Raw genomic sequence first — 18894 nt, forward strand, 5'->3', positions numbered from 1 at the left:
TCGCCCTCTTAAACTTCAAACGTTGGATCTACGTGTTCTTTTACTAGCACTCGTAAGCTTTCTACTGTTTCCCATTCAGTATTTGTACCTGAGTTATATTTAAATCCAAACGGTACTTTTTGCGCATTGTGATGTTTCATGAACTGCTCTTCTGTGTACATATAAGAAACAGACGGTAAGATGGCATATTTATCACCTAAATCAATCGTATTAATTGAGTCAGTCTCTGTTAGCATCTCTTCATGTAGTTTTTCACCGGGGCGAATACCAACAACAGTAGTCTTACACTCAGGTCCAACAGCTTTAGCAACATCTAAAATCTTATATGATGGGATCTTAGGAATGAATATTTCCCCTCCTAAGTGGTTTTCAATAGCAAACATCACTAAATCCACGCCATCTTGAAGTGAAATATTAAACCGCGTCATCTCTTCATGCGTGATAGGTAAAGTGCCTTCTTCTCTCTTGCTTAAAAAAAATGGTATTACCGAACCGCGCGATCCCATTACATTTCCGTAACGCACAACACTAAACTTTATATCTTTTGAGCCTTTAATATTGTTTGCTGCTGCGAACAATTTATCAGACGCTAGCTTAGTTGCCCCATATAAATTTATTGGTGCACACGCCTTATCTGTAGATAAAGCAACAACGTCCTTAACTCCGCACTCTAGTGCCGCATGAATTACATTCTCTGCACCGTCAACATTGGTACGAATACACTCAGTTGGATTATATTCAGCTGTATCTACCTGTTTCATAGCAGCAGCATGAATGATTACATCAACGCCTTCGCAAGCTTGTTTTACACGCTCTTTATCACGCACATCGCCGATAAAGAAACGCAGTTGCGGGAACTGCTGCGGCGGGTAGCTCATTCTGAGCTCTGATTGCTTGAGTTCGTCGCGAGAAAAAACGATAATTTTTTTTACATCAGGATATCTGTGCAAAATTGTTTCGATAAATTTTTTACCAAATGACCCCGTGCCACCTGTAATTAAAACAGTTTTTTTACTTAACATTCCGTTTACTTCCTAAATTATTACCAAATACCCTTTGTATCAATCAAATTTAAATTATTGACTAAATTTACTTTGAATTCTTTATGATCTACGAGCAAAACATGGATATCTGACTTATCTCTAACGTAATCTAACGTGCCGAGAGATATATAATCGACATACAGGGGTAGGGAGTCAATATTTGGTTCAACAGCTAAAACTGTACCAACATGCATTTCAGCCAATTTCATTGCAATATCAAGAGCTGGACTCTCGCGTAAGTCATCAATATCAGGCTTAAAAGCTAGACCATAACAAGCAATGGTAACATCTTTAGCTGTTTTAGTCGGGTTTGCTTGTAAAAAATCAGAAATTGCTACTTTAACTTTATTTATCACCCATTCAGGTTTGCTATCATTCACAAGTCGAGCTGTGAGAATTAGCTTCGCATCATCTGGCGTTTTTGAAACGATAAACCAAGGATCTACCGCAATACAGTGCCCACCGACACCAGGGCCTGGCTGTAGAATATTTACACGCGGGTGACGGTTAGCAAGTTTTATTAACTCCCACACATTAATATCTAGCTTATCGCAAATCATTGAAAGCTCATTAGCAAATGCAATATTTACATCGCGAAAGCTGTTTTCGGTTAGCTTTGCCATTTCAGCAGTGCGCGCATTTGTAACCACACATTCGCCCTTCACAAAGGTTTTATATAATTCGATTGCACGAGTTGAGCATTTTGCCGTCATACCGCCAATTACACGGTCATTTTCAACTAGCTCTCTCACGACATGCCCGGGTAATACACGCTCAGGGCAATGTGCTATACGAATGTCAGACTCTTCACCCGCTTGTTGAGGGAAAGTTAAATCGGGGCGAGCATCTGCTAGCCATGCCGACATTTGCTCGGTTGCACCAACAGGCGAAGTCGACTCAAGTATAACTAAATCGCCTTTTTTAAGTACTGGAGCAATCGCTTTACTTGCTGCTTCTATGTAGCTTAAATCCGGCTCAGGAATTGGATTATCACTCTTTTTAAAAGGTGTTGGCACAGCAATTAAGAATGCTTCTGCAGGCTCTGGCTTCGTGGTTGCTTTTAGATACCCCTCTGCAACCACTGCACGCACTATCATATCAAGCTCTGGCTCTACTATATGAATCTCACCACGGTTTATGGTATCTACTGCTTTTTGGTTTACATCTACACCGATTACTTTTATTTTTCGTGACGCAAACATGCCGGCGGTTGGTAACCCAATATAACCCAGGCCAATTACTGAAATATTGTTAAAAGACATATAATCCCTTTGGAACTTTTTAGCTGATTTACTAAGTGCTAATTTGAATCTTGTTGAATTAGCGTATCGCAAATACGCTCACAGGCTTTACCATCACCATATGGGTTATGTGCAAAACTCATGGCATTGTATGCATCTTGATTGGTTAACAGTTGCTCTAACTCATTAACTATCTTACTTATATTTGTGCCTACTAATTTTACTGTACCAGCTTCAACCGCTTCTGGGCGTTCAGTTGTATCACGCATAACTAAAACTGGTTTACCTAGGCTTGGCGCTTCTTCTTGAATACCGCCAGAATCCGTTAAAATAATGTGCGCTTTATTCATTAAATACACGAAAGGTAAGTACTGTTGGGGTTCAATTAAAATAACGTTGTTTACACAATTAAGTATACGATTTACGGGCTCTTGTACGTTAGGGTTTAAGTGTACAGGGTAAACAATCTGTACATCAGAGTGCTGATTAGCAACTTTTACTAATGCTTCGCAAATACGCTCAAAGCCACCACCAAAGCTTTCACGACGATGGCCTGTAACTAATATTAACTTTTTATTTTCATCTAAAAATGGGAAGTTTGCGGCGAGCGTTGAATTTAAGTCTGCATCTGATTCAATTTGCTGTTTCACCCATAATAAGGCATCAATTACCGTATTACCTGTAACGTAAATTGAACTTTCTGGGTAATTTTCGGCAAGTAGGTTTTGTTTAGAGGTTTCTGTTGGTGCAAAGTGGTATTTTGTTAGTGCACCTGTTAGCTTGCGGTTTGCTTCTTCTGGCCAAGGTGAGTATATGTTGCCAGTACGAAGCCCCGCCTCTACGTGGCCTACTGCAATTTGTTCGTAATAGGCAGCTAGGCTTGCAGCAAATGTGGTAGCTGTATCACCGTGAACTAAAACTACATCGGGTTTAAATTCTTTTAAAACAGGTGTAAGTTCGAGCAATATGCGGCTTGTCACCTCTGGCAGCGTTTGGCCTGCTTTCATGATGTTTAAATCGTAATCGGGGATGATTTTGAATAATGAAAGCACTTGATCAAGCATCTCTCGGTGCTGAGCCGTGACGCAGACTTTGGCTTCGAATCTCGAATCGCTCTCTAATGCTTTGACGAGCGGAGCCATTTTTATTGCTTCTGGGCGAGTACCAAAAACGGTTAGTACTTTCATGATACTTCCTAATTGCTAAATTTACTAATTAGTTAAACACGTCAATTGACGACGTGTTTAGGATACTGATTATTTTTAGAGACGCGATATAAAATCGCTTTTTCTGGGTTCTGCCCTTCTAGCAGCTTTGGGGTCTGAAAGCGCGATATCAAATCGCGCCTACAGGGTTTTGAGCTAAGACTTGTCTGATTTATATTCGTAGTTATAGTAATAGCCGTAATACCCATAAGCGTTGCTTGCTTTGCGAAGTACACCGTTAAATACTACACCTTTTATATCGATACCGTTTTGCTCAAAGCGATTGCGAGTTACTTCGAGCTCTTTGGCATGGGTTTGACCATAGCGTGTCACCAATAAAGTAGTACCAGCATGAGCACTAACAATCGCGGGGTCGGTTACTGCTAAAATAGGAGGCGTATCCACAATGACTAAATCATACTTGTTCTTTACTTCGTCAATTAAGCGAGTAAAGTTTTCGTGCATTAATAGCTCACTAGGATTTGGCGGTATTTGCCCACGCGTTATGACATCTAGCCCTGAGACACTCGAAGGCTTCAAAATTAATTCAAGAGGTAGTCGATTAGATAAATAGTCGCTCAAACCATCTTCCCAACGCATACCAAACTGAGTTTGGATGTAACCTTTTCGCATATCTGAGTCAATAACCAAAACCTTTTTGCCACTCTGGGCTAACACTGTCGCCAAGTTTACGGAGATGAAAGACTTACCTACACCTGGGCTTGGTCCTGAGATAGCGATAATGTTGTTTTTAGCCTCTAACATTGCAAAGTGTAAGCTGGTACGCAGGCTTCGCATCGCTTCGATTGAAAGGTCGGCAGGGTTATCTACCGCTAATATGCTTTTGGCTTTTGCGGTTGTCGATTTACTTTTTCGAACTCGGCCAAAACCAGTTAGTTTATCCTGATATTCCGAGTAAGGTACGCTGGCATAGACCGGAATGCCCAACGCTTCAATGTCACTAGGGTCTTCAATTCCACGATGCAATGCACGCTGAACGAGTACAATCGCAACCGCCAACATACCACCAAGCATCGTCGCCATAACAACAATTAAGGTCTTTTTCGGTTTAACTGGCACCGACCGATTTACCGCAGCAGTGTCAATTACACGTACATTACCAACAGTACCAGCACGTACAATGTCAAGTTCTTGCGTTTTGCCAAGTAACAAGGTGTATATTTCGTTATTCACTTCAACGTCACGCGTCAAACGCAAAAGCTCTTGTTGCGTTTCTGGCAAACTACTCACTTCGCCAGTCAATTGCCTTTTTTGTTCCTTAACTGCGTTGATTTGTTCCAGCATGCCTTGGTAAGTTGGGTGGTCTTTCTTAAATTTTCGGCTGAGCTCCAATCGTTTCAATTCAAGCTCTTGAAGCTTGGTATCTAACTCCACTACTTGAGAAAGAACACCTTGTGTTTCCAGGCTAATATCAACCGACTTTTGCTTAACTTTATAATTATTAAAGCGCTGTTCAGCCGTTTCCAATTGTTTTTTAACTTCAGGAAGCTGTACAGATAAGAAGTCGAGCGATTTTTGAGCTTCAGCACTGTTACGCTCTACATTTCGGCGTACGTAAATGCCAGCAACTTTATCTAAAACCTTTTGAGCAAACTCAGGATTGGCGTGTTGAAACGCCAGATTGATAATACCGGAGTCTTTACCTTTTTCGCTTGCTGAAATCTCAGATTGCAGTTCCAAAATGGTATTAAGTCTATCTCGTCTGATTAAATGGAATTCCGTATCAGGGCGTGCGATCAGTGTTTTGACTGTCAGCACAAAAGGACCACGCTCGAGTTGTTGACCAACAGGACCGCTTAATACCATTTCACCTTCATTATCGAATAATTGAATTTGATTCCCTTCCAGCGAGACTAAAGTAAATTCGCTACCGATTGCGTAATCAGGAACCTCAAATTTGAAAATTTCGACTTTTTCTCCACCCCATGCATAAGAGCTTGCACCAAATCGGGCTATAGAGAGGTCACCTAATTGATTTGCTTTAAATTGACGGTATATTCGTCCGCCAATGACTGGAAATAGCTTGGGTTCAACTGAAATGTCTAATTTTAAATTATCAACGGCCTCGCCAATCACACTCCGTGACTTTAAAAGCTCAATCTCTGTGACCGCAGCAGATGTGCTTTCAAACATACCCGATACGTCATCAAAACCAGGTACTGAGCCCGATTTTTCTTCTACTTGGATCATCGCGGTTGCTTGGTAGATTGGCGTCGAGAAAACCGCATACGCAATACCGCATAACGCAAAAAACGTAGTAATTAGAAAGATAAACAATTTACGGTCAAGCAACGCGCCGATGAGCGCCATCAAGTCAATTTCTTGGCTATCAGATTGCGACGATTTGCTCGCATTATTAACAATTACATTTGGCGGAACATTCATGTGACCACGATCCCTATAAATACTTTGACCAAGCGCTGGTTGCGCTTTCAATTAGTTGGTAGACGTGCTCAAAAGCCTCTCGGCTTTGCTTATAAGGATCCGGGATCTCTTTATCACCAAGCCATTTACCAAGCAGGAAGGTTTTACCGCGTGCTTGTGGGTAGCGCAAACACAAATCCGTCAAATGGCGCTGTTCCATCACTAAAATCACCGCATTTTGTGCCACTAATGCACTAGTGAGCTGACGCCCAGCATGACCACTTAAATCTAGACCATGCTCTGCCACAACGTGTTGTGCCATCGCATCAGCGGGTTTGCCTTCTAATGCAGTAAGTCCTGCTGAACTTACTGCGATGTTTTTCCCCTCTAGCTTTTGCTTAAGGACATATTCCGCAGTAGGGCTTCGACAAATATTGCCTGCACACACCACGAGCACCGAATCAAACATGTTTAAACCTTAATTGCCTAAATTGTCCACACGCTCAACTGCCGTGACCGAAGGTAATAATAGACTAATCACACGATTCCAGCGCGCGACAGGAGCAGACGTTACATAAACGATATCACTCGGTTGCAACTTAAATTTATCAGCAAGAACTAAAGCGGTAATACTTTTCGCATCCAGTTGATAGACATCCGCCATGACGCCCTCTTTTTCAAAGTCACGTTTGCGAAGAACAAACACTCCGCTTGCGTTCGCTGTATTTTCATTCAAACCACCCGACTCGCTCAATGCTTGCGCTAAGCTTAAGCCATAGCGGTTAATCGTCACAGTCCCTGATTTTTTAACATCGCCTAACACAAATACATTTTGTTGGTCATTACGTGCAATATGGACGATATCACCGTGTTGAAGTAGACGATTTTTAGACACATCGCCACGCTCATAAAAATCGTTCAGTGAAATCACTTCGGTTTTTTCTCCACGAGAAAACGTCACCGAAGTCCAATCTGCTTTCTCTGTAAGACCGCCAGCTTGATTAATCGCGTCAATTAAGGTTGTCGGGACTTCGGTGATTGGAAACACGCCTGGTTTTTCAACCTCGCCTGTAACGTACGTACGCTGGCTTTTAAATCCAACTACCTTGACATCCACTTGCGGATTTTCAATTACGCGACTTAAACGTTTAACCAACTCCGCGCGAACTTCGTTCACCGTTTTACCTTCAGCTTTAATATTAGGAGCATACGCATACGAGATTGTGCCGTCGGCTTGAACACGAAAGCCATCAAATTCAGCGGTACGTTGCACCGCTGCAGGGATAGTTAACTCAGGATGATCCCAAACACCAATCGTAAGTACATCCCCCACGCCTAATCGATACTCATACGTGCTCACATCTAACGTTTTGCTTACTGAAGCATTCTTTTTACCAGGCTCTTTCGTGCGCTCTGATGCAATTAATGCTGAATCAATGAGTTGAATGTTTACCTTATCGAGTTCATGCTGATATTGTTCAGCATCTGTAGACGATTCAATCCCTTCAAAATGGCTACCAGGGATAATATTACAGCCACTGACTGTAAGCGTAATGAATGTCGCTATGAGCGATTTGCAACGTAAAACCATAACGTTTTCCTAAGTTATTCTTTTTACTTTGTTAAGTAATTTTTCGTATTCATAAAATTAAACCACGCATCTAACCATGGAGCAAGCAGACTAAATCATGAAATGCGTTTGCTGTAGTGTATCAAATTGAATTCAACTATATGGTTTAATTACTCAATATCGGGGAATAGTCAGCGCCTACAGGCTAAAACCTACGACGTAGGCGTGACTATACACCGTGCCGGTGTTCGTTTACATAATTCCAAACCATAATTTTGATGACTTTGCTCTGTAATAAAACGCTTTAAGGGCTTAAACACTTACTTTTCTCATTCAAACATGACTCTTAAGCAGCAATCAGGCACGCTACCGCCCCTAGGTTGCAGCCCCTACTATGCTGATAATATTAAAATCCAAGTTTTTATTAGTCGTTTTGTAACTATGCGCGTCTAGCTATATCGCTATTCTTAACGCTAATTTTGACATCTTTATTAAGTAGTTGGAGCAGCAGAATACATCGTTTGTCGCCATCGGCTTCAAGATATATCGCGTCGAGCTCATGATAGGCATCATTATTCAGCACCACAGCTTCGCCTTTTTTCGGTAACTCATCGAAATGATAGTCCTTCGGATTTATTGCCTTTAAAGCATCAATAATTGCATTCGACACCACTTGAAATTCAGCACCATACATCACGAAAGAAGAAACACCCCGAGTATTTTTAGCACGTGAAAAAAGACCTGAATTAACATCAAGTTTTACAAACAGGTAATTTGGGAAAAGAGGCTTTTGGGCGTCAACGCGTCTTCCGCGCGATAGTTTTGAATGCAAATGTGCAGGAAAAAAGGATTCAATCCCCTGATTGGCGAGGTTTTCGAGCGCTCTCTGCTCTTGCTTCGGTTTGCAGTAGAGCAAATACCACTGTTCCATTTGTTCTTACATCCATTGTAATACTTATGAATTGGCATTTTACACTATCTTACAACTTACACAATCATAGAGAGGAATGGTGTTTGATACATGCCCCCCCCAAAAAAGTGTGAGTAATTAATCAGCAAAACAAAACTATTCACAGGACAAAAATGTAGAGATACTTACATTGTTCTTTGGTCGAATTCAGTAACTACTAGCGCAAACAACTGTTAGATATTAATGTCACCAAGTCAGTTTTTGTTTTTTTACTTTAGCTACCAGATCAAAATCACCCGCTACAACTTCGCTATGTTGATCTAAAAACAATGTATTTGGCTCCCAAAATATCAGTCCACTCCCCCATCAGTGAGACACCTGTAAACTAGAGTTTTCCAACTTTGCTCGATAAGCTGGGGCGGCAGATCACCAAGGCTTTCATGTGTTCGTTCTTCGTTGTAATCCAACCGCCAGAACCATACCATTTCTTTTACTTGATTGAGTGTTTCAAACAAGTAAGCATCTAAAAATTCTCGTCTAAATGAGCCATTAAACCGTTCAACAAACCCGTTTTGCTGTGGTTTGCCAGGCTGGATATAAACTAATTCGATGTTATGTGCTTCACACCAATCGGTTAAACGTGCTGAGATTAATTCGGGCCCGTTATCTACTCGAATTTGTTTCGGTAAACCGCGCTCTACTTTGAGTTGTTCAAGTGTTCTAACAACTCGTTCTTCTGGCAGCGAAGTATCTACTTCAATAGCCAAACACTCCCGAGTGCCTTCATCAACAATATTGAGCGTTCTAAATCGTTTACCGCAGTATAAAGAATCATGCATAAAATCTAAGGCCCACTGATGATCCGCTTGAGCGACAATTTCCAATGGCTGCGCAACTCGTTTTGGCAACACGCGTTTCACTCTGCGTTTTAAGTTCAAACCCATTTGGCAATACACCCGATATACGCGTTTATGGTTAAACGGATAACCTTTAAAACGAAGACGCCCATAGCATTTCCAGAATCCAGCTCTGGGGGACTTTTTTAATTCTGCATTGATGGCATCAATGACAGCTGCGTCAGCCTTTCGCCAGTCTCGTTCTGAGCGGTAGTAGGTAGCGCGACCAATACCCACAAACTTACACGCTTTTAGAATACTTAAACCCGCTTGAACCAGTGTGCTGGCGCTACTTCGCTTCTGCGCTGTCACCAACCCTTTTTTGCGAATAACTCCTTTATCGCATGGTTCTCTAGGCTGACATCTGCGTACATCTTCTTAAGCTTGGCATTCTCTTCTTCAAGCTCTTTCAGGCGCTTAACATCTGACGCTTCCATACCGCCATATTTGGCTTTCCAGTTGTAATACGTAGCACTGCTGATCCCATGCCTGCGGCACACTTCTTCAACCTTCATACCCGTATCAGTTTCTTTAAGCACAGCTATGATCTGAGATTCTGTAAAACGTGACTTTTTCATCGTTGTCTCCTGTTTGTGATATTACAGAAAACGCTAATTAAACATGTCTCATGTTAAGGGAAGTGGACATATCCATTCACTCAACGGCTTCCCCATCGTTATTGGATAAACGTCAGTGCGAGCAGAGCCACTTGCCAGAATAATTCCTTTCATTGAGTATTCAGTTCTAAGTTTCTAGGTTCAGTACCTAAGAAAAGTAAGAGCATAGAAACAGTCATTTAAAGAAATTAAAGTTAGTTTTTGCCTAGACGTTCTCGAGAATAGGAGCCATCTAGCACTCGGGTCCACCATTCTCGATTATTTAAGTACCATTCCACTGTTTTTTGAATACCTGACTCAAAGGTTTCTTGCGGTTTCCAGCTGAGTTCACGATCTATCTTACTAGCATCAATGGCATAACGAACATCATGCCCAGGCCGATCTTTTACATACGTAATAAGATCTAGATATTGAACAACACCGAGCGGTTTATCAGGTACCATTTCTTCGAGCAGTAAACAAATGGTTTTCACAACCTCTATGTTGGTTTTCTCGTTATGACCACCGATATTGTAAGTTTCACCGACAACTCCTTTTGTGACGACCTTATGAAGAGCACGAGCGTGATCTTCTACAAACAACCAATCGCGTATTTGCATCCCATCGCCATAAACAGGCAAACTTTTACCCTCAAGCGCATTTAATATCATCAAAGGAATTAATTTCTCTGGGAAATGGTACGGGCCGTAATTGTTCGAACAATTGGTAACAATGGTAGGTAAGCCATAAGTACGCAACCATGCACGGACTAAGTGATCACTCGATGCTTTGGAAGCAGAATAAGGACTAGATGGCGTGTAAGAAGTAGTTTCTGTAAATAGGTCATCGCTGCCTTGCAAATCACCATACACTTCATCGGTGGAGATATGGTGGAAGCGAAACAAAGCTTTGCACTTGCTGTCTAAGCTATTCCAGTAGCTACGGGCCGCTTCTAGCAGTGTGTATGTGCCAACAATATTAGTTTCAATAAAAGCGGTAGGACCATCAATGGAACGATCAACATGCGATTCTGCTGCTAGATGCATCACAGCATCCGGCTTATGTTCGCTAAATACGCGATCCAATTCTGCGCGATCACATATATCCACTTTCTCAAATGTATAGCGTTTATGATTTTCGACTTCAGCTAGGGATTCTAAATTCCCTGCGTACGTAAGCTTGTCGACATTAACTACTCTATCTGTTGTGTTTTGAATGATGTGGCGAATAACAGCAGATCCGATAAACCCTGCACCACCAGTGATGAGTATTTTCATAATTAAACCAAATATTCCCTATACCAAGACATCGTTTCAGAGAGCTCCACCTTGATTCGATGAGTATGATGGTCGCTTAAATTGCCTGTTGCCATGCTAAAATCAGCCTGAAATTGCCCTACATCATCCGCTCGAAAGTCACAACAGATCGGCTCGCGTTGTCCATTAGTGATATTTTCATTCAGTCCATTTTTAATTACATAAATCTTATCCATCACTTTTGAAATATTAGTTATCTCTTTGTTTTATTATTGGAATAGTCTGCAACTACAAGACAATATAGCTATGGCATCAGCTACTTGTAGGCTACCACACCCAAGTTACAGACCCTAGAGGCTAATTTAGCTTCTATGAATTGCTTTTTCGGTGCGCGCTGCATTTTTCGAGTGTACGCATATAACGCTGTATTTATCTAATTTAATTACATTATCCACTCTCAAAAGGATGACTTACGATTCAGAAAACAACCCCATACCATTAAGTTTAGGGTTGTTTACTCTATTCTCTAGTGAAGTTCAATAACTACAGAATTAATCTCTGTTAGATGTAAATATTGAAAACACAGCTTTGCCAACAAAGCTAACGATTACCCAAGGCTCTCGTTCTTGAGTATGGTAAACTCCAAAAGTTTCCGCTAAATTCTCATTAAAATTTGAAAACCAATAAATTTAGTCTTTATTGAATAAGTCTCTAGTGTAGACTTTCTCAACCACATCCTCTAATTCCGTAAACATACGATTAGAAATTATTACATCGCAACGCTTCTTAAATTCACTCAAATCACGAACAACCTCAGAGCGATAAAATTCAGCTTCTTTCAACTCAGGTTCAAATACCACGACGGTGATACCTTTTGCCTTTAATCGTTTCATAACCCCTTGGACTGACGATGCTCTGAAATTGTCCGACCCAGATTTCATGATCAGTCTATATACTCCGACGACACTCGGATTGCGCTTCAGAATACTATTAGCAATGAAATCTTTACGAGTTGTGTTTGCTTCTACTATAGCTCGAATAAGATTATTAGGTACATCTTCGTAATTTGCCAGAAGTTGCTTGGTATCTTTTGGTAGACAATAACCGCCATAACCAAAAGAAGGATTATTGTAATGATTACCTATTCTAGGATCTAACCCTACCCCATCAATGATTTGACGGCTATTCAACCCATGACTTTCCGCATAGCTATCCAACTCATTGAAAAAAGCTACACGCATTGCAAGGTAAGTATTCGAAAAGAGTTTGATGGCTTCTGCTTCTGTAGAATCGGTGTATAGTATCCTAATATCTTCTTTAATTGCGGCTTCTTTCAAGAGTTCTGCAAATACTTTAGCGCCATTACACTGCCCACCAACGATTATCCTCGAAGGGTACAAGTTATCGTATAAAGCTTTCCCTTCTCTTAAGAACTCAGGTGAAAACAAAATCTTCATATGCGGATAGCGACTCTGTAACTTCTGAGTATAACCTACCGGCACTGTCGACTTAATAATTACAATAGAGTTGGAATTAAAGTGGTTTATATCCTCTATAACAGATTCAACCGACTTAGTATTAAAATAGTTAGTTTGTGGGTCGTAGTCTGTCGGTGTTGCAATCACAACATAGTCAGCGTTACGATAAGATAAAGTCTTATCCGTTGTTGCTGTTAGGTTTAATTGTTTATTTTCCAAAAAGTTGCTGATTTCATTATCGACAATAGGTGATTTTTTTCTATTAATCAGATCCACTTTTTTTTGATCTATGTCTAAAGCGATAACCTCATTATTTTGGGCCAACAGAATCGAGTTAGATAAACCCACATATCCAGTTCCAACAACAACTATTTTCATCAATATTCCTGATTATATATTCGCTGATTTAGCTCGTTGACTAAATCTGATGCTACTTGGGTTGAATTGTATTGACTCACCGATTCACGAGCATTAGAACAAAGAATACGATAGTCACTAGATTTCATAGTTACAATCTCGATTATTTTTTGAGCAATTGAAGCTTCATTTTTCGCTTCAAAATGCAAACCATTTTTGCCATCAATAACAATTTCATTAACCGGATTTATATTTGAAGCTAGAACTGGAATACCACAAGCAAGAGCCTCAACTGCAACTAAGCCAAAACTTTCTCTATGTGTAGGAAAGATAAAAGCGTCCATCTCTTGGTATTTCTCTACAAGCTCATTTGGCTTCAACGCTCCAAAATAAGATACTAATGAAGATAATTTGAGGTTCAGAATCTTTTCCGTTAGTTCACCCACCTGAGATCCGGTGCCATACATTTTTAATTTAAAATTACTAAGAACATGAGGCTGAGTCTCTTTTATAAGTGCGAGTGCTTCAAGTAGCTCTTGCCACCCTTTCCCTTCATCGATCCTCGATACATACCCTAATACGAATCCTTCTCTGTCAGAACACAAAGTGGGCTTAAAGAGAGCAAATTCAACCCCTGCTGATGGGGAAACTATAATTTTATTTTTCTGATACCAAGGGTAAAGATCAAGTAAACAATCTTTAAAATAAGTAGAAGGTACAATGACAGCGGCACTATGTCGCAAGATAAGAGCAGAGAAAAATCCCATAACTCTGTGTGTGAGCGACACTCCTACAAGATCATCACCATGAATATTGATTACATATTTTGGTCTATTAATGAATAGAAACGGTATTAAACACAAAGTCGAGTAAGTTAGATAATGAAAATAAACATAGTCATAATCTCGCTTTGCAATAGCCCGTATACCTCTAGCAACAAACTTCACGTAAGTGAGTAGCTTATAAATTCCATGGGTCCTATAATCAATAACTATCTTACTTACGATTTCATTTCCATGACTCTTTAATTGCTCGTAGTTTTTACCTACAAAACTTCCAAAAGAAGGATCTTTTTCTGAAGGAAAGAGATTAGCAATAAAACAGATTTTTCTCACTTTAATCCCTTTTGAAAAGTTCTAAGCGCTTTCTAGCAATTTTCGGAAACAAAGACGCAAGCCATGCCCTAAGTAATTTATTTGCTATCGCAGGAGTAAAGAACCTAACTACGCAGGCAAAGTCTATTTTTCCTCCCTTGTTATAATGGACAAGAAAATCGAAACATTTTTGATTTGTTTTAGACATTAAATGACCATATCGCTTGTGGAATTGTTGAAATCCTACAATGCGATTATTTAAACTATCTGTTATTCTAGGTTTATCGTGTGCGGTATGAACAATATATGAAGGCTTACCAATTCTTCTAGCTGCGCCATACTTTAAAATCATTCTAGTCCAAAGTTCCCAATCTTGAGAAGACACCATAGATTCCTCAAATAGACCTGAGTCAATAAGTCTTTTACGCCTAGTCAGTACCTGATTTGAAGCTTGGTTGTAATTGAGCTGAGAATCGATTTTAATAATCAAGTTGGAGTCTAAGAGCAATCGTTTAATCTTCCCATAATCCCAGATATAGCCACTACATACAAACGCGTATTGATCGTCATAGGCCTCTACCAAATCTTCCACTCTAGACGGTAAAAATTCATCATCATCATCAAGTCCTGTTGCATATTCACCGGACGCATGTTCTATGGCGTAGTTTCGAGCACAACACGCTCCTCTATTCACATCGAAACAATGAAATCGAACACGCTTATCTTCAATAGCCAATTGATGTAGATACTCAACCGTACCATCATTCGAACCATTATCAACAATAAACAGTTCTAAATTCTCATAAGTTTGCTGTTGCACCGATCTCACAGCTCTTTTTAATAATTTCAGGCGATTACAAGTAGGGATCCAAACAGTTACTAGAGGTGAATCCAACTTCATGAGTTACTCCTTTTCTCATTGTCGACCCACAAGAGTGATACAAAGCATCCGAGTGAAACACCTAACGTTCCTGAAATCCAGACGTGCCCACTTAACTGAGCTAAAAATAATAGAATAAAGGTTCCTACCACGACACTTGGACTATAAACAGCATTATATTTTGTAAATAGCATCGCTGCTTTCACAAAAGTAAGAAAGTAAAAACAAAAACATATTATTAATCCAAGAAACCCAAAATATGCGAGAACATCAATGAAATCAATTTCAGCAGAATATTTGATTGGGAGAAATTCAGCAATACCGGCGCTTCCAACACCTACTGCTTGTTGCCAAAAATCTAAATAGTCGATATAAACGACAAAAAGTTGTCGTGCATATTCGTCTCGGCCGGACAAAATGATTCCTAAAACCCCCTTTTGACTGAGTACCCACATAAAACGATCATATAGCCCTAGTGCCTGCAATAAATCGTTGATGATAAATGCAATAAACCCAACACTGACCATCATAGGTACTACAATATATAATTTAAGTGCAGTGATTTTAAAAAAGTTCTCCCGCTCATTTGCTAATGGTATAACAAATACAAGAAGCATTGCCGCAAGCATTGCTGTTTTAGTCGCAACAAGTAAACCACAAAGTACGGTAAACAAAGCTAAAACAGGGTACCATCTACGATGATAATTCCAGCACATGTGTAACATAAACGAGAAGAGTACAACCATAGTCGCACCTAGTTCATTTGCTGCATAAATGAAGCCGTTAGAACCTGCAGTTTCATCGTCCCTAAGTTGATAGCTTGAACGCCCAAGCCCTAATGCTCCTAGCATCAAGTTAAAACACAAAATAGCAAAGTTACTGATTAATATTCTTTCGAGCCATTTCGCAGAAAAAGACTTCCAACGCATTGATAATAGACCAAAATAGATAAAAATAGCTATTGGCATAATTATTTTATATACGTTTGAAAAATCATTGATAAATAACGCTGAATTCGTGTTCATGATTAGCTGACATACAGGTCCAAGGAGCAAAAGGAATAGTAGCCCACATAAGCCAAGAAAATATCTGACGTCCATAAAAAGAACTAGAATGAGTACCAAAATAGTTAAAGGCAGCTTATATAAAAGTGACAATTTCAAATCTATCCCAAGCTGAATAACAGTAAAGCCAGCGGCAACATCAGCAATTAAATACACACTCATCATAAACAAACACAATTTGTGTGCTAGTGATGGTTCTACAGAACTAACAAAAAATTGCCTTAACATCAAAATCTTCCAGGCTCTTTTTCTAAAGTAACTCTATAAGCTTTTATATATTCTTCAGTCGTTTTAATCACACGCGCCGGATTCCCTGCGGCAACCATGCCATCAGGCACATCTCGAGTAACAACACTTCCTGCACCTATAACACAATTGTTTCCAATTTTAACGCCTGGCAGAATTATTGCTCCCCAGCCTACAAACACATTATCGCCAATTCGAATAGGAGCTCGGTAAGAAAGCCTTGAGCCCTTTTTATAACTTTCTTGATGAACCACAAGTTCGTTTATAAACAATGTAGGGGAAGCGTCATGTCCAAGCAATGTAGCTCCTGTAATAGTGCAACCCCTTCCTATAAAGAATTGATCTCCCTTACTTGAAGAGGATAGTTTGGTGTCGATAATAATCGTATTCTCACCAATTTCAGCTCCTTGATTTCGATAACGTTGCATTGCCAACATATATCCCAACTTCTCAAGTTTTCTCTGCAACTTATCTGATTTGACGACGTAGTTCACTAGTTTCAAAAAAACATAATGTAATTTAGTTATCATTGGCCAACTCCAGTGCTAACTTATGCCAACTAAAGTTTTGTTCCGCTAGAGCTCTATTTTGCTGTTGAAGTTGAATATAATCACTCTCACTTAGTGTTGTTAAATTTCTCATTCCTTCTGCGAAGGCTTCAACTGAATGCTCTCCTATTAAAATATTATTAGTCGAGTCTAATATTTCACTTGTTGCAGTAATAATATATTCGCTTGACCTTGCACCTATGATTGGTAATCCGCAAGATAACGCTTCTAAAATTGTTTGACCTAAAGGTTCATAAGTAGATGACATAATGAAAAAATCTGCAGCTTTGTAATATATTTCAGGGCAACTCTGGCGACCGAGAAACTTTACATTATCTGCAATATTTAAGCGTTCGCACAACGCTTTCAATTCGGACTCCTCGGCTCCTTCCCCTAATAGCCAAAGTGACACACTATTGTCTCCAAGCCGCATTAGGGCAGATATCGCAGTATCAAACCCTTTTGCTTTTACAAACCGACCAATACATAAAAATACTTTACCCTCATGAGGTAAACCTAACTCTTTCCGCAGCTGAAGTTTATTTGTACGTGACTCTAGGTTGAATCGAGATAAACTAACTCCTGGTTTGCAAGTTGCGATACTTTTAGAACTATTAATTTTCTTTATCTGCTGCAGCATATTCTCACTAAATACATACAGTTTATCGGCGCTATAAAAAGCCACCCGCTGCACTGTTTTATGCAATAAGAAAGAGATTTTATCTTTAATCTTTGCTAGAGTTTTAGTAGGAAGTCGTTGACTTGCTTTCGTCTCATTTTCAACCACGCCGGGGACCAAATAAACAACGTTTTTGTAGCCAAGCACCTTTAGGTAAACCACATTAAAATGAAACCTACAAACCGTCACTTCCGGAGAGTATGTTTTTAAAATCTGTTTGTAGAGCTTAAGCGCATTATAAATATGCTTAATTCCTCGACCAAATCTTATACTCTGTTCAGCTCGGTATCGATAGATAGTTACGCCATCTTCGATTTCAACTTCTGGTAGTAATTTGTTTTCAGGGTTTAAGTCGCTAGCAACAATGATAACTTCGTAATTTAGATTCTTATATTCTTGAGCGAGATGATAAAGCGAGTTTTCGATCCCTCCAATATTAGGCTTATACTGGTTACTCGTCAGCACCACACAAGGTTTTAATGAAGCATTTGCCATTGAAGGTTATACCTTAGATTTTAGTGCCAAAATAAATGCGACTATCAAAGAGAACAAACCACCTAAAAACGAAATACCAAGGCAAATAAGAGCACGTGATGGGCCCGACTTTTCCTCTGGATAAACCACAGGGGCCAGTGGCTTAAGTAGATGATAATCACCTATAGATGAAAGTAATTTAGAACGAGTTTGCTCTGCTATTAGTTCATAAAATACTGAGCGTAATTCAGCAACACTGGTTTCAGCTGCTTTTTCTTTTAAATAATTAATGGCCTCTTCAGCTTCTCGTTTATCTTTAACACGCCAAAATTCATTTATGTCTTCGATTAACCAAGTTGCTATGTTGACCGATAATTCTGGAGAAAGTGAAGTAACCTTTAATTCAACAAGTCCTTTTTTCTTCATATAGAGGATATCGATGTTCCCTAACAAGGATATATACCCCTCCCAAGCGGTGGGGATGACTTTTTTACCAGGCGGAGCACTTCGCACCCACAGCTGTTTTTTTGCATCATAAATTTTTGGGTCATATACATAGACGTTAGTATCTCGTTCCCACTTTTCCAATGCCAAAATATCTGGAAGTAATTTCCGTTTCTCGATAAATGGCTGTAAGAATCCTCTGCTTAGCATAAACTCAATCGCAGTATCAACATCATTGCCTTCGGAGCCACCTAACGATATTCCTGCCATACTGGCTAAACCACCAAACTGACCAGCCAACTTAGAGAGTCCCCCTCCCTCTTTTGAATTAGAAGGAACCAAATAAACTTTAGTGGTGTATTTATTCGGTTGGTCTTTTGCTACGTAAATAGAAGCCACAACAGAGAGCAATGTCCCAACAACAACAACCCATTTATATATCAACAACCTAGAAAATATTGAGTTAATATTATGTTCTGTGGTTACAACGTTACTTTCCATGAACTCCCCCAACCAACTTTAACCAAC

The 18894-nt window shown here is 39.8% G+C and carries 15 protein-coding genes and 1 pseudogene; all 16 read right to left on the reverse strand.

From position 1 onward, the window contains the following. Positions 1-8: 8 nt before the first annotated feature. The gene (pseB, locus tag NI389_RS07330) at positions 9-1022 is read right to left on the reverse strand and encodes a UDP-N-acetylglucosamine 4,6-dehydratase (inverting) (RefSeq protein WP_308362229.1); all 1014 of its coding nucleotides are present in this window, start codon (positions 1020-1022) and stop codon (positions 9-11) included. A 20-nt stretch (positions 1023-1042) separates the two neighbouring features. Then, positions 1043-2305, reverse strand: a complete 1263-nt coding sequence (gene wecC / locus NI389_RS07335) for a UDP-N-acetyl-D-mannosamine dehydrogenase (protein ID WP_308362230.1) — start codon at positions 2303-2305, stop codon at positions 1043-1045. A gap of 38 nt (positions 2306-2343) precedes the next feature. After that, complete coding sequence (gene wecB, locus NI389_RS07340; RefSeq protein WP_308362231.1) at positions 2344-3471, reverse strand: non-hydrolyzing UDP-N-acetylglucosamine 2-epimerase; 1128 nt, start codon at positions 3469-3471, stop codon at positions 2344-2346. Positions 3472-3645: 174 nt separating this feature from the next. After that, positions 3646-5895, reverse strand: coding sequence for a polysaccharide biosynthesis tyrosine autokinase (locus NI389_RS07345; protein ID WP_308362232.1), 2250 nt, complete (start codon positions 5893-5895; stop codon positions 3646-3648). A gap of 13 nt (positions 5896-5908) precedes the next feature. Continuing rightward, positions 5909-6343 carry a low molecular weight protein-tyrosine-phosphatase gene (locus NI389_RS07350; RefSeq protein WP_308362233.1) on the reverse strand — a complete coding sequence of 145 codons (435 nt, stop codon included), beginning with the start codon at positions 6341-6343 and terminating at the stop codon, positions 5909-5911. A gap of 9 nt (positions 6344-6352) precedes the next feature. Next, positions 6353-7465: a polysaccharide export protein gene (locus NI389_RS07355; RefSeq protein WP_308362234.1), complete on the reverse strand. Its 1113-nt coding sequence runs from the start codon at positions 7463-7465 to the stop codon at positions 6353-6355. Between the two features lie 418 nt (positions 7466-7883). Next, the gene (rfaH, locus tag NI389_RS07360; RefSeq protein ID WP_308362235.1) at positions 7884-8375 is read right to left on the reverse strand and encodes a transcription/translation regulatory transformer protein RfaH; all 492 of its coding nucleotides are present in this window, start codon (positions 8373-8375) and stop codon (positions 7884-7886) included. Positions 8376-8720: 345 nt separating this feature from the next. After that, a pseudogene (locus NI389_RS07365) lies at positions 8721-9828 on the reverse strand (IS3 family transposase). Positions 9829-10061: 233 nt separating this feature from the next. Continuing rightward, positions 10062-11123, reverse strand: coding sequence for a dTDP-glucose 4,6-dehydratase (rfbB, locus tag NI389_RS07370; protein ID WP_308362237.1), 1062 nt, complete (start codon positions 11121-11123; stop codon positions 10062-10064). Positions 11124-11791: 668 nt separating this feature from the next. After that, complete coding sequence (locus tag NI389_RS07375) at positions 11792-12958, reverse strand: nucleotide sugar dehydrogenase (protein WP_308362238.1); 1167 nt, start codon at positions 12956-12958, stop codon at positions 11792-11794. Then, positions 12958-14052 (reverse strand): glycosyltransferase family 4 protein, encoded by a 1095-nt coding sequence (locus NI389_RS07380; protein WP_308362239.1) that lies wholly within the window; start codon positions 14050-14052, stop codon positions 12958-12960. The genes NI389_RS07375 and NI389_RS07380 overlap by 1 nt, the downstream gene beginning before the upstream one ends. A 1-nt stretch (position 14053) precedes the next feature. Continuing rightward, positions 14054-14932: a glycosyltransferase family 2 protein gene (locus NI389_RS07385; protein ID WP_308362240.1), complete on the reverse strand. Its 879-nt coding sequence runs from the start codon at positions 14930-14932 to the stop codon at positions 14054-14056. After that, a complete protein-coding gene (locus NI389_RS07390; protein ID WP_308362241.1) occupies positions 14929-16140 on the reverse strand; it encodes an O-antigen ligase family protein in 1212 nt (403 codons plus the stop codon). Before NI389_RS07390 ends, NI389_RS07385 begins: the two co-directional genes overlap by 4 nt. A gap of 62 nt (positions 16141-16202) precedes the next feature. Next, positions 16203-16751: an acyltransferase gene (locus NI389_RS07395; RefSeq protein WP_308362242.1), complete on the reverse strand. Its 549-nt coding sequence runs from the start codon at positions 16749-16751 to the stop codon at positions 16203-16205. After that, the gene (locus NI389_RS07400) at positions 16741-17943 is read right to left on the reverse strand and encodes a glycosyltransferase family 4 protein (RefSeq protein WP_308362243.1); all 1203 of its coding nucleotides are present in this window, start codon (positions 17941-17943) and stop codon (positions 16741-16743) included. The genes NI389_RS07395 and NI389_RS07400 overlap by 11 nt, the downstream gene beginning before the upstream one ends. A 6-nt stretch (positions 17944-17949) precedes the next feature. Then, positions 17950-18867 (reverse strand): hypothetical protein, encoded by a 918-nt coding sequence (locus NI389_RS07405; RefSeq protein WP_308362244.1) that lies wholly within the window; start codon positions 18865-18867, stop codon positions 17950-17952. Positions 18868-18894: the final 27 nt, after the last annotated feature.

Origin of the sequence: Pseudoalteromonas xiamenensis (assembly GCF_030994125.1) — a bacterium.
GTDB classification, from domain to species: domain Bacteria; phylum Pseudomonadota; class Gammaproteobacteria; order Enterobacterales; family Alteromonadaceae; genus Pseudoalteromonas; species Pseudoalteromonas xiamenensis_B.

Bases quoted from the DNA above. Each gene is read 5' to 3' on its own strand.
- pseB (WP_308362229.1), bottom strand. From the start codon at position 1,022: ATGTTAAGTAAAAAAACTGTTTTAATTACAGGTGGCACGGGGTCATTT.
- wecC (WP_308362230.1), bottom strand. From the start codon at position 2,305: ATGTCTTTTAACAATATTTCAGTAATTGGCCTGGGTTATATTGGGTTA.
- wecB (WP_308362231.1), bottom strand. From the start codon at position 3,471: ATGAAAGTACTAACCGTTTTTGGTACTCGCCCAGAAGCAATAAAAATG.
- NI389_RS07345 (WP_308362232.1), bottom strand. From the start codon at position 5,895: ATGAATGTTCCGCCAAATGTAATTGTTAATAATGCGAGCAAATCGTCG.
- NI389_RS07350 (WP_308362233.1), bottom strand. From the start codon at position 6,343: ATGTTTGATTCGGTGCTCGTGGTGTGTGCAGGCAATATTTGTCGAAGC.
- NI389_RS07355 (WP_308362234.1), bottom strand. From the start codon at position 7,465: ATGGTTTTACGTTGCAAATCGCTCATAGCGACATTCATTACGCTTACA.
- rfaH (WP_308362235.1), bottom strand. From the start codon at position 8,375: ATGGAACAGTGGTATTTGCTCTACTGCAAACCGAAGCAAGAGCAGAGA.
- rfbB (WP_308362237.1), bottom strand. From the start codon at position 11,123: ATGAAAATACTCATCACTGGTGGTGCAGGGTTTATCGGATCTGCTGTT.
- NI389_RS07375 (WP_308362238.1), bottom strand. From the start codon at position 12,958: ATGAAAATAGTTGTTGTTGGAACTGGATATGTGGGTTTATCTAACTCG.
- NI389_RS07385 (WP_308362240.1), bottom strand. From the start codon at position 14,932: ATGAAGTTGGATTCACCTCTAGTAACTGTTTGGATCCCTACTTGTAAT.
- NI389_RS07390 (WP_308362241.1), bottom strand. From the start codon at position 16,140: ATGATGAGTGTGTATTTAATTGCTGATGTTGCCGCTGGCTTTACTGTT.
- NI389_RS07395 (WP_308362242.1), bottom strand. From the start codon at position 16,751: ATGATAACTAAATTACATTATGTTTTTTTGAAACTAGTGAACTACGTC.
- NI389_RS07400 (WP_308362243.1), bottom strand. From the start codon at position 17,943: ATGGCAAATGCTTCATTAAAACCTTGTGTGGTGCTGACGAGTAACCAG.
- NI389_RS07405 (WP_308362244.1), bottom strand. From the start codon at position 18,867: ATGGAAAGTAACGTTGTAACCACAGAACATAATATTAACTCAATATTT.